This is a genomic window from Janthinobacterium agaricidamnosum, from assembly GCF_003667705.1.
Taxonomy (GTDB): domain Bacteria; phylum Pseudomonadota; class Gammaproteobacteria; order Burkholderiales; family Burkholderiaceae_D; genus Janthinobacterium.
In genome coordinates this window covers 3,681,644-3,693,366 of record NZ_CP033019.1, presented here as the reverse complement: position 1 = coordinate 3,693,366, position 11,723 = coordinate 3,681,644, and the positions used below count along the sequence as shown (strand labels likewise).

The following is an 11,723-nucleotide window of genomic DNA, read 5'->3' as shown; positions in this document are numbered from 1 at the left end:
AAAGTCAATGCATTTATAGTATTGACTATTCTCGGTGGCGTGGGGCGTGCCTCAGGCCGCCTTGCGCCTGGCGGACGCCGTTTTGCGCGCGGGGGACGCGGCCGTCCGCTTGCGGACCGGCGCCGCGGACGCCTTCTTGCCCAGGCTTTGCTGCAGCAGGGCGACCAGGTCGATCACATTGCTGGCGTGCTCCTCTTCCGGTTCGGGGGCGGGCGGCGTGATGGTCTTGGTCTGTTTCGCCTTGATTTTCTTCTTGACCAGCGCCAGCACGTCTTCGCGGTAGCTGTCGTGGTATTGCTCCGGTTCCCACGCTTCGCTCATGCCTTCCACGAGCGACAGGGCCATCTTGAGTTCCTTGTCGGAAATGCCGGCCGCCTTCAGGGTGCTGGCGGGCAAGTCCAGGTCATCCGTGGGGCGGATTTCATCAGCGTAGCGCAGGGTGTTGAGCACGATGGCGTCGCCCACGCAGACGAGCGCGCACAAATGCTGCTTGGTGCGCATGACTACGCTGGCGATACCCACTTTGTTAGCCTTGCGCAAGGTTTCGCGCAGCAGCGCATAGACTTTCTCGCCGCCCTTGGCGGGCAGCAGGTAATACGGGTGCTCGTAAAAGGTCAGCGGCACTTCCGCCGCATCGACAAAGGTCAAAATATCGATGGTTTGCGTGGCCTTCACGTTCGCCTGCCTTAAATCCTCGTCGGACAGCACCACGTACTCGTCCGTCTTGTATTCATAGCCCTTGATGATGTCGTCCCACTCGACTTCCTTGCCCGTGTGCTTGTTGTAGCGCTTGTAGCCGATGGGCGCGAAGTCGCGCCGGTCCAGCATGGACAAGTCCAGTTCGTGGTCGAGGCTGGCAGAAATCAGCTCGACGGGAATGTGCACGAGCCCGAAGCTGATGGCGCCTTTCCAGAGTGCGCGCGCCATCGGCTAGTCTCCCACGCTGCCGGTGACGGGCAGGACGATGCCGCTGATGTAGCTGGAACAGGCGGGCGAGGCCAGGAAGACGTAGGCGGGCGACAGTTCCTCGGGCTGGGCCGGGCGGCGCATGTCCGTGTCCTGGCCGAATTTCTCGATCTCCTCGGGCGACTTGTCGGCCGGATTGAGCGGCGTCCAGACGGGGCCGGGCGCGATGGCGTTCACGCGGATACCCTTGTCGAGCAGGTTGCCGGCCAGCGCCATGGTGAACGCATGGATGGCGCCCTTGGTGGTGGAATAGTCGAGCAGGTGTTTCGAGCCCTGCAAGCCCGTCACGGAACCCGTGTTGATGATGGACGCGCCCCGCCGCAAATGGGGCAGCACGGCCTTGGCCATGTGAAAGTAGCCGTAGACATTGGTTTTCATGGTGAGGTCGAAGCGCTCTTCGCTCAGTTCCAGCAAGGATTCGGCGTGTTCCTGAAAGGCGGCGTTGTTCACCAGCACGTCGATGTGCGTGAAGCGTTCCAGCACCTGGCTGACGGCTTGCTGGCAAAAGCCCTGGTCGCGCACGTCGCCGGGGATCAAAAGGCAGCTTTGGCCTTCCGCTTCCACGTAGCGCTTCGTTTCGTTGGCGTCCGCGTGTTCGTTCAGGTAAATGATGGCGACATCGGCCCCTTCGCGCGCATACAGCACGGCCACGGCGCGGCCGATGCCCGAATCGCCGCCCGTGATGATGGCCACCATGCCGGCTAGCTTGCCGCTGCCGCAGTAATCGGGCGCCAGGAAGCGCGGTTTTAACTGCATTTGCCCCTCGATGCCCGGTTTGTCCAGGTGCTGGGCGGGCAGGGGGGGCGCCGGCTGGCTGCGGCTGCCCGTCTGCACGGGGGGCTTGCTGTCCCGTTTGCCTTTTGCTACGGCGTCGCGGCCATCCTGTTCCTGCTGGATGGCGCGCTGCAAGTTGCCGGCGGACTGGTCTTTGTTTTCGTTCATGCTTGGCCTCCCTGGAAACGAAGATCCAGTATCGGCGCGGCGCCGCCATCAAACGGTGCGCTTGCTAACAGAGTGGCGCAAACGGGCGTAAAGTTATATGATGATTGACATAAATGTAGGAGGGCAGCATGAAAGTAAGCAGGGAGCAGGCGGCGCTGAACCGCGAGCGCATCGTCGACGTGGCGGCAAGATTGTTCCGCGAAAAGGGCTATGACGGCATCGGCGTGGCCGACCTGATGAAGAACGCGGGCCTCACGCATGGCGGCTTCTATGGCCATTTCGCGTCCAAGGAAGATTTGATGATCGAGGCGTGCCAGCACGCCTTGAACAAGTCGCTGGAAGGCTGGCGGGCGAAGATTGCCAGCGACCCGCAGCGGGCGCTGCCGGCCATCATCGACAGTTATCTGACCACCCGGCACCGCGACCAGCCGGGCACGGGCTGCCCGGCGGCAGCCATGGGCGCGGACGTGGCGCGCATGTCGCCCGGCGCGCGCCCCGCGTTTACGCAAGCCACGCGGCAGCAGTTCGCGCTGCTGGAAGGCTTGCTGCCCGACGGCGCGCTCGATGGTACGCCGGAGCGGCGGCGCCAGCAGGCCATTGCCACGTTTGCCGCCATGGTGGGCGCCATGGTGCTGGCCCGTTCCGTCGATGACGAAGCGCTGTCGGCGGAAATCCTCGATGCCGTGAAGGCGCAATTGCTGCCAGACTGATGGCGTTCCCCCTGTCAGCCGGCCTCGTCGCATGATAGGCTTCGGTTTTCAGATTTTGGGATCATCCATGCTGCTCTGGCTCAGGCAATACCGGCGTCCTCTGTTGGCCGGAGACATCACCGCCGGTATCGTTGTCGCCATGATGATGGTGCCGCAAGGCATGGCTTACGCCTTGGTGGCCGGTTTGCCGCCCGTCGTGGGCATCTACGCCAGCATCTTGCCGCCCGTGCTGTACGCCTTGTTCGGCAGCAGCATGACGCAATCGGTGGGCCCCATGGCCATCGTCTCGCTGATGACGGCCGCCGCCCTGGCGCCGCTGGCCGACCCCGGCTCCTCGCTGTACATCGTGCTGGCCGCCCAGCTGGCCTTCATCAGCGGCCTGGTCCTGCTGCTGTGCGGCGTGCTGCGGCTGGGCTTCATGGCCAGCTTTTTGTCGCGTCCCGTGATCAGCGGTTTCAGCAACGGCGCGGCGATCCTGATCATCTGGGGCCAGATCACGCCCCTGCTGGGGGCCACCTGGCCACACTGGCACACGCCCAGCCTCGTGCTGGGGCTGTCCGGCCTGCTGTTCCTGTGGCTGGCCAAGCGCTACGCATCGCGCCTGCTGCAGCGCTGCGGGCTGAACAAGGTGGCCGCCGACGTGGGCGCGCGCCTGGCGCCGATGGCGCTGGTGCTGGCCGGCATCGCACTCATCGCCTATGGCGGCCTGGCAGCGATGGGCGTGCAGACGACGGGCCACGTGCCCAGCGGCTTGCCCGGGCTGAACCTGGCCACCTCGGCCGCCCATTGGCGCACCTTGCTGTCGCCGGCGCTCCTGATCGCCTTCATCATCTTTCTGATGAGCATGTCCGCCGCCCAGACCCTGGCGCAAAAGCGCGGTGAAAAGCTGCATACGAACCGCGAACTGCTGGGCCTGGGCGCGGCCAACGTGGCCAGTGCGCTGTCGGGCGGCTTTCCCGTCACGGGCTCGATTTCGCGTTCGGCCGTCAATTTCCAGGCGGGCGCCAACACGCCCCTGGCCAGTATCATCACGGCGAGCCTGCTGGCGCTGGCGCTGGTGGCGCCCACGGGCTGGCTGGCCCTGCTGCCGCTGCCCGTGCTGGCCGCCACCATCATCTTTGCCGTCAGCAGCTTGCTGGACTGGGATACCTTGAAATTGTCGTGGCGCTACGACCGCAGCGATGCGCTGGCCCTGCTGGCGACGACGGCCGGCGTGCTGGTGCTGGGCGTGGAAGCGGGCGTGGTGATCGGCGTGCTGCTGTCGATGGGCACCCTGATCTGGCGCGCCAGCCGCCCGCATATCGCGGTGCTGGGGCGTATTCCGAATAGCGAGCACTTCCGCAACGTGGAGCGCTACGAGGCGCAGACCTTGCCCGACGTCTTGCTGCTGCGCATCGATGCGGGCCTGTTCTTTGGCAACGTGGAAGCCGTCACGGAGCGCGTGGAAGACGAGCTGCGCGGCCACCCGACGGCGCGCCATCTGGTGCTGGTGCTGTCGGCCGTCAACCAGATCGACAGCACCGCCTTGCTGGGCTTGATCGAGCTCAACAGCACGCTGGCCAAGCGCGGCATTAGCCTGAACCTGGCCGAGGTGAAGGGCCCCGTGATGGACCGTTTGCGCCAGAGCAGTTTATTGAAGGACCTCAGCGGCAAGCTGTACTTGAGCACGGCGCTGGCGACGAACGATTTGAGCGGGAGCACAACATGACGATGGAATTGAATCTGCATGGGGAGGCGCGCGCCGTCGACACCATCGCTGCGCTGGAACAGGCGCTGATGAAAGCGCGCGCCCTGGCCCAGTGCGAGCTGTGGCTGACCATGGCGAGCGATGCGGAGCAGGGCCCGGCCCTGTGCATGCTGCGCAATGGCGGCAATGCCTGGCTGATGTATCTGTCGGGCCAGGAAGACTTGAGTTTTCACTCGCTGGGCGACGAGGAGGCAGACGGCGGTTGCAGCTATCTGCTGGCCAATGGCCAGGTGGATGAGTATCCGGAAGCCTGGTGCGTGGACGTGGAACACTGCCAGCGCGCCTTCGTCGATTTTTTCAGGACGGGCGGCGCGCGGCCGGCCGCCATCGCGTGGGAGGCGGATTGACATGCCGCACACCATCATCGCCGAGATCGACAGAGACCTGCTCGCCGCGCTGGAGTCCGGGGCAGGTTTATTGACGCTGCGCGCCATCCTGCTGCGCTACAAGGCCAGCGGTGTGACGGCGGCGCAAGTGGCCGGCTTGCTGCAGGAATTGCGCGCGTCTGCGCAGGACGGCACGCAGGATGAGGCGCGGGAAGACGTGATACTGGATGCCCTCGACCTGGTGACGGGCTGGTGCACGCCGCAGCTGCGGGTATGGGACGAGGCAGGGGGAAACCGTGCATCCTGAAAAGTTCAAGCAGGTGATGGGCCTGCCGTCCGCCGAACGCCATGGCTATTTTGTGCGCAAGGTAGCCGATACGCAAGAAGTGTGGGGTTTGCACCACGACGGCTGGGCCACGGCGCAAGCCGACGGCAAGGTGGCGATTCCATTCTGGCCGGAAGCGGCATACGCGCAAGCGTGTGCCGGCGGCGAGTGGGGACATTTCCAGCCGCGCGCCATCGCGCTGGGCGATTTTTTGCATAAATGGCTGCCAGGCATGGCGGGCAACGGCCAGCTGGCGTCCGTCTTTCCCGTGCCGCAGGGCCGCGCCAGCATCGCGGCGCCGGACGATTTACGGAGGGATTTGCAATATGAGTCAGAGCAATATGAATGAGGGCCAGGATCGCCTGGACGCTTGGTACGACGGCTCGGCCATCTGCCTGATCGCCGTCGGTGCGCACGGCGATCCGCTGGACCTGGGCGACGACGAAGTGCGCGCCCTGATCGCGAAGCTGCAGCAATGCCTGGCCGAGTCCGAGGCAGGAGCGGTGCCGGACTAAAGGTTCAGGCGGCCGCCAGCGCCTTTTCCATCGCCACGCTGGCCAGGCTGATGCCGCTCGGATGCGCATACGATTCCGCGCGCAAGGCAACAAAACCGGCGGCCCGATAAAACGGCTCCGCATTGAGCGACGCGGACAGGTGCAAATGGGCAATGCCGCGCTGGCGCGCCAGCTGCTCCAGCGCCGCCAGCAGCCGCTTGCCGATACCCAGACCCGCGCGCGCGGGATCGACGAAGACGGCATCGACTTCCTGCTTGTCCGCATCGAGCATGGCGTAGCCGGCGATGGCCTCGTCCTGCATGGCCACGATGCCGCCACCGGCAGCCAGCATGGCGCCATACGATGCCGGCACGGGCGAGGCGGTCCAAACATCAATTTGTTCCGGCGCATAGTGCGTGGCGCAACTGACGCGCACGGCCACCGTGCGCAGGGCCCACAGGGCGTCGATGTCGGAGGGCAGGGCGGGGCGCAGGGTGATGGGCATGGGGGCTTTCCGGGCAAAAGGAGCATGCTAGCGCAATGGCTTGCACGGCGCCAGCATGAGTTTGTCAATTGTCACTGCGCCGGCTTGTCCGGATCGATGTAATACGAACCCGGCGGCGCACCCGGCACTTTCACCCGGAACTTCAGGCCGGAGAGCAGCTTGTCCCACAAGGCGATGGCCTCTTCGTCCGTCAGCGACGCGGCTTCGGCTGCGCCGACCATGTTGTGGGCGACTTTGGTGTACATCTTGACTTCCAGCACAGATGGATTTGCGATGTCTTTCGGTTTGCCTACCAATGCCCATTCAAAATCATGTACTCCATCAGGGCGCAGGATGAGTGACTCTTCCCCCTTCCAATGCTGAACGTCCCGCTTCCCTTCGCGTAACAAGTTCCGCTTGGGATAAGTCGCCCCCTGTATGTCTTTTGCACTCTGTATGCGGTTGAGCAAAGATAATTCGCTACGCAGTCGCTTCTCAAATTCTTCTGAAGAGTAATCGCCGTATGCATCCTTATTAGAACTCACCGAAAAAGTTATATCAGGGATACTTGGGAAATGAATTCCGACGTTGTCAATCTCTTGCTCTTTATATAAATTTTCTGCCAGGAAGCCATGTTCGAAGCAAACCCCAGGATCTGAAGGAATTTCGTCCGTATCACGCAGCCGTATGTTTTTTGCGAGAAGCAGCTGTCGGCGAGCAATTTCTTCTTCTCGTTCCCCGATATCCACATCTACAGCATCTCCAGCAATAAATGTAAAATCTCCTTTTGTAATATAAGTTTTAAAAAATAGAAATTTCATTTCCTTTGCATGAATGCTATTGTAATAGCGCAATTGCCAACTATTTTTAATTGGGCCTTCAAGGTTGTATGTGATTTCTGCGCTCTTATTTTTTTTAAAAATTTCTTCTATGTCTTTTTCTATTTTAAAATGTAAATTATTTATTGTTATTTTTTCCACGTCAATAGTATTGCTTCCAATAATAAGTTTTGATTCGACTGGAACTTCCAAAGCATAGCGGCCGAAACATAATAATTTAGTTTTTGAAAACATTTTTTCTAATCGCCCATTCAATTTCGTTTTTTTTGTCATAATTTCCTCCTTAATCATAGAATTTTTTGTGCAAGCAATTATGGGGAGAAATATGAAAATTATTAAAATATATTTAATAAAAATTGATTTCATTTTTTATCCCAATTTGCTAATTTTGCGATTTGAATTATGGAGTAAAGCATAGATGCAAGCACGTTTTTGTTCAAGTAACTATTTTGGTGTTCATAGCCGCTACCATCTGCTAATCCATGACGAAAAATATTTCCTGTAATATGGCGGGCAGACCGGATTGCTGGAACTGTTTCATCTCCAAGCTCTTTTGCAGGCTGCAACTTGAGTTTTAGTATGCGTGATCCAGTTTGAACGGTTAGGATTCCTTTTGCATCATCGTTGATTAGTTTCCATTTCTCTGCATGAGGAGGCGTAAATTTCTTAAAAAAATCTGTCAGTCCACCGCCCATGCCGTCAGTAACTTTGAAGATTACCTCGCCATAAGACAGGTAGTCTTTTGATTCGCAGTAACTAGCGTATGTTTGTTTGTGGAAGTATTTTTCGATGGACTGTGAAAATGCAAAAGCATCTTTTATTCGCTGGGTTACATTTTTTAGTCCGCCACCTTTTTCATGGGAAATGTTTGCTGGATTCACCCACATTGGATTAATAAGGCGCCACCAATTACTGCTTGGTCGTAGATAAATGCTATCGAGTGCGTTCTGACCTTCTTGCGGCCAGCTCCATAAAATTCGATCTTTGTCGTCCACGACTTTGAGCCAATTCGCGCCGTAGGCAACGCTCGGCATCATTTCCAATGCAGCTGGAGCATTTGCTACCATTGCAGTTGCATGCTCTCCGTCAATTCCCAGAACTTGTGCCGTCTTTTTATTGAATGGGCCAGATTTTTCCAGAAAACCGAAGCGCATACGTTTATAGGCGCTTGCGGCACCTATCGACGGCATGACGTTATGATAGACGCCAAGTACTTTTACTTCCTTGTCGTTAACAAGATTTCCATAACTTGGATGCATTAAGGTGCGTGCAAGCAGACCTCCCATGCTATGTGTGACGAGAATGACCTCTTCGCATTTGAATCCGCAGCCCACATAGCCTTTGACAAGTCCACGTATCCGCTCAGCGATGACGCCGGCGGAGATAGCATTGCTCTGCAAGAAGTTGTAGCCCATGGCGTGAACAGGATACCAGCATGGAGATATTTTTTTTAGATCAGTCTCTGTAATTGCAGTACCCGATGTGGCACCGAAGGCGCTGGGTGCTTGTAGCACTAATTTTGAAATTTCAGGATATGGACCTTGATTTTTCTTGGAGTGAATATCTCTTATCTGCCAATGGGGAAGAATATTTTTGTCTCTGACAATGTTATTCATGAAAAATTCCGCAGTCTTTAGCATTTCACCATAAGCCCCAATAAAAAGTATCTCGCTCCAGCCGCGCCAACGTGCAATTTGTGCTGGTGTTTCACGCAAGGCTGGGGGTAAGGAGGTATCTACTATTCCTGGAATGTTGTACTTTGCATTCTCTTTTATTTTTCTTGGACTAATGGCAATCAATGGCGGCACTCCAGCAAAATCATGTGGAATGTTGGTGTGACGAAAATCGGAAAGTCCTGTGATGTTGCCACTTGGTTCAAATCTTCCTTGATTTGTGCTGTAAATATAATATTCGACCTCGGTTTCATTTGGGTCGAGGGCCATCTGTCGATCTCTCGGTGATGCATTTTTATACCATCCACCGATGCCATAACCTTCTACGACACTCCATTTTCCGGCCACGCTCATCATGTCATCTGGCCTCCAGGAGATGTTATCGCTTTTGTCCAGCTCTTTCTGACGTACCTTGCTCATGCGTAAATTACTACCCATCACGCCTGGTAAAAAGATGATAGGAATTATTTTCCCAGGAGGAATGGTTACGTCATGACGAATCGTGTCGTTTATTTCAGTCATATTGACTGTGTACTCAGCCCATCCGCCAACAGTCTGCCGAAACTCGCCTTGGTGATTGCCGTGTTCATTCAGATCCGTATCGTCATTCATGGAAGTTCTCCCTTATAGCGTATTGTGTAGCTATCCATGCCGTCTCCTTTCTGTACTGGGGTGTGTCCGTCACTGCTACTCTTTTCACTGATTCTGTGGCCATCTTCGCGTATTAACTCAAAAGCTATATCGGGAGCGGGTGTGCCATCGACTTGCAACAGTCGAACGGCCTGATCAAAACGCGCTACTGGCCTCTCATTGAATTCCTGCGACACGCTCTTCGGCGCCAGGGTCTCCAGGTTGCCGTTGAAGAGCACGGGGGAGGAGGTGAAGAACTGCACCTTGTCGCTGATTTCCAGCATGTGGCTGGCGCCGTGCAGGCGCACGCCTTTCTTGCCCTTGATGTTGACCCAGTCCGCTTCGCTGATCAGCGACAGCACTTTCCTCGCAATGACTTCGACCTCGTCGCTGTGCGCTTCGATGGACACCTTGCCGCTGGCGGCGATCAGTTTCATGCCGGCCTTGTGCACGAACAGGCTGAAGCTCCTGGCGATGCTGGCAAACATGCTGTCGCCGCTGGCGAGTGAAATATGCTTGCTGCTGCTGAGTGCCACATGCTCGCTGGCGGCCAGGTGGATGGACTGGGCCGTGCTCAGCTCGATGCCGGCCGGGCTGGCCAGCACCAGATGTGGTTCCGATAATTCCGGGAAATCGCCGCCGCTGCCCTTGATGGCGGCGTTTTGCCGTTGGATGGCGTCGGCCACGGCGCCTTGCTGTGCGGTACTGTCCTGCGCGCCCGCATCGACGGCCATGCCGGCCAGTCCCTCATGCAGTTGGCGTGCCTGCGCCAGACGGGACTGTGTTTCGTCGAGCTGTTTGACCGATCCCGTTCCTGCTGATGTTTCCGTGGTGATCAGCATGCCTTTGGCGGCGCGCAGGGCGCCCCAGGCATTGCTGGCCAATTCAAAGCCCGCGCCGCGCGCTTCCTTGCGCCCGGCATTGTCGTCGATGCGGGTGATGTTGCCCAATGACAGCCGGCTATCCTGGTGCTCGCTGCGCAGCTGTGCCTGGATCGCGCCCTTGGTATCGTCGAGTACCAGGTGGTTGGCACTGCGGGCGCCCAGTTCGCGGCTGCGCACGCCGGACAGGGCGCGTTGCTGCGGCAATTGCCATGGCGGCGGATTGGCGCTGTTGTAGACCACGCCGATGACGATGGGATGGTCGATATTGCCGTCCTGAAATTGCACCACCACTTCCTGTCCCACGCGGGGCAAGGCGATCTGTCCCATTTGCGGTCCCGCCATCGGCATCATGACCCGTATCCATGGCGAGCTGCGTTCATCGAATTTGCCCAGGCGGTCCCAGTGAAATTGCAGGCGGATGCGTCCCAGGGCATCGGTATGGATTTCTTCCCCGGCCGGCCCGACCACCAGTGCCGTCTGCACGCCGGCAACCACGCACGGCGTGCTGTTGTAGCCGCGCCCCGGGCGCCAGCGGATGTCCCGCCGCACGCACACCAGCGTGTTCGCATAATCCGATGGCGCGCTGGGCCCCGCTTGATAATTGTTGCTGGCGATATGCTCGGCTGACAGGATCAGGTATTCGCGTTCGGCAATACTGTCCGGGCGTTCCTGGCCAGGCTGATAGCGCTTTTCCTCGGCGCTGAAATGTCCATCGAGCCGGAAACAAAGGCCGGGCTGCGCGCCACGGTGATTGCCTGCCGCCTCGAAATACTGGCGCAGATGGTCGCTTTCTTCCATGCGGCGCTGTGCCAGGGACTCCCCGTCATCGACATTGCTGTAGCCATAGGCGCCCGTATCTTCATACAACTCGTGGGCAAATACGTCGCCCTGGCGATTCAGCGAGTAGCCGCTGGCAAGGCGTGGCTGCGGATTTTTATAGTCGAAACTGGCCAAGGTCAGCTGCCCGGAGCCGATCCTGCGCACGGCTTGCCATTGTTGCAGGCCATCGTCTTCCAGGGAACCCGACTCGGCGTGGAAACGCATGGCGCCGTCGCCGGATGCTGTGGCGATCATGTCCGCCAGGGTGCTGTTGTCCGCGAGCCACAAGGTATGGCCATCGGCACGGTGCTCGTACCAGTAATGCCAGCCGAGCGCTTCCCAGCGCCGGTGCAGGTGGTTGTAGTCGGTTTCATTGTGCTGGTTGGCGCAGGTGATCTGTGGATCGTCGCCATGGATGCTGGTTTTCCAGTCGCGCTGCTCGTAATGCGCAAACGTTGTTTCGGTCAGCTGCATGACGCTTTGGCCATGAAAGGAGACGTTGTCCTGGCGCAGCCGGGCAAAGGCCAGCCACGGTTGCAGCACCATCCGGTACCAGGCGAAGCCGCCGTCGGCGCGCAGCAGGCAAAATTCGCCCACATAGCCGTTAAAGTGGCGCAGCGTGCCATCGTCGCGCACCATGGAAATGGTGACCATGCGGCCCAGCATGGCCTTGAGCGCGATGTGCGCGTCGTCCGACAGCAGCTCGGTTTCGAAACGGAAGTCGCGCGATACTTCTTCCCTGGCGGTCAGCGAATTGACCAGCAGGATGGCGCCGGCCGGCCCATCGTCATGGGGGAAGTCGATTTTCAGCAGGCGCCGCTCTTGCGCGGCGAGGTCGAAGGCCGATAACGCCGCCTGTATGCTTGCATGCATGGACAGCCTCC

Annotated in this window: 12 protein-coding genes; 6 read left to right on the top strand and 6 right to left on the bottom strand. The window is 58.7% G+C overall.

What is annotated here, in order from left to right:
* Positions 1-51 precede the first annotated feature (51 nt).
* On the bottom strand, positions 52-927 hold the full coding sequence (locus D9M09_RS16630; protein WP_121669920.1) for a Ku protein: 876 nt from the start codon (positions 925-927) through the stop codon (positions 52-54).
* A gap of 3 nt (positions 928-930) precedes the next feature.
* On the bottom strand, positions 931-1,908 hold the full coding sequence (locus D9M09_RS16625; protein WP_121669919.1) for an SDR family oxidoreductase: 978 nt from the start codon (positions 1,906-1,908) through the stop codon (positions 931-933).
* A gap of 128 nt (positions 1,909-2,036) precedes the next feature.
* On the opposite strand from D9M09_RS16625, the gene D9M09_RS16620 reads away from it, so the two are divergent.
* From D9M09_RS16620 to D9M09_RS29105, 6 genes are all read left to right on the top strand, one after another.
* Complete coding sequence (locus D9M09_RS16620; RefSeq protein ID WP_121669918.1) at positions 2,037-2,618, top strand: TetR/AcrR family transcriptional regulator; 582 nt, start codon at positions 2,037-2,039, stop codon at positions 2,616-2,618.
* Positions 2,619-2,685: 67 nt separating this feature from the next.
* Positions 2,686-4,326, top strand: a complete 1,641-nt coding sequence (locus tag D9M09_RS16615) for a SulP family inorganic anion transporter (RefSeq protein WP_121669917.1) — start codon at positions 2,686-2,688, stop codon at positions 4,324-4,326.
* Entirely contained in the window at positions 4,323-4,712 is a 390-nt protein-coding gene (locus D9M09_RS16610) for an Imm1 family immunity protein (RefSeq protein ID WP_121669916.1), read from the top strand. The genes D9M09_RS16615 and D9M09_RS16610 overlap by 4 nt, the downstream gene beginning before the upstream one ends.
* Position 4,713: 1 nt before the next feature.
* Positions 4,714-4,998: a hypothetical protein gene (locus tag D9M09_RS16605; RefSeq protein ID WP_121669915.1), complete on the top strand. Its 285-nt coding sequence runs from the start codon at positions 4,714-4,716 to the stop codon at positions 4,996-4,998.
* Positions 4,988-5,365: a DUF2750 domain-containing protein gene (locus D9M09_RS16600; protein ID WP_121669914.1), complete on the top strand. Its 378-nt coding sequence runs from the start codon at positions 4,988-4,990 to the stop codon at positions 5,363-5,365. Before D9M09_RS16605 ends, D9M09_RS16600 begins: the two co-directional genes overlap by 11 nt.
* The gene (locus D9M09_RS29105; protein ID WP_139143560.1) at positions 5,343-5,531 is read left to right on the top strand and encodes a hypothetical protein; all 189 of its coding nucleotides are present in this window, start codon (positions 5,343-5,345) and stop codon (positions 5,529-5,531) included. Before D9M09_RS16600 ends, D9M09_RS29105 begins: the two co-directional genes overlap by 23 nt.
* 4 nt (positions 5,532-5,535) lie before the next feature.
* Here the strand turns inward: D9M09_RS29105 and D9M09_RS16595 are convergent, their stop codons facing one another.
* The 4 genes from D9M09_RS16595 to D9M09_RS16575 form a co-directional block, all read right to left on the bottom strand.
* Entirely contained in the window at positions 5,536-6,015 is a 480-nt protein-coding gene (locus tag D9M09_RS16595; RefSeq protein WP_121669913.1) for a GNAT family N-acetyltransferase, read from the bottom strand.
* 71 nt (positions 6,016-6,086) lie between these two features.
* Entirely contained in the window at positions 6,087-7,106 is a 1,020-nt protein-coding gene (locus D9M09_RS29730; RefSeq protein WP_240453399.1) for a T6SS immunity protein Tli4 family protein, read from the bottom strand.
* Positions 7,107-7,195: 89 nt separating this feature from the next.
* Entirely contained in the window at positions 7,196-9,118 is a 1,923-nt protein-coding gene (locus D9M09_RS16580; protein ID WP_121669911.1) for an esterase/lipase family protein, read from the bottom strand.
* On the bottom strand, positions 9,115-11,712 hold the full coding sequence (locus tag D9M09_RS16575; protein WP_121669910.1) for a type VI secretion system Vgr family protein: 2,598 nt from the start codon (positions 11,710-11,712) through the stop codon (positions 9,115-9,117). Before D9M09_RS16575 ends, D9M09_RS16580 begins: the two co-directional genes overlap by 4 nt.
* Between the last annotated feature and the right edge of the window lie 11 nt (positions 11,713-11,723).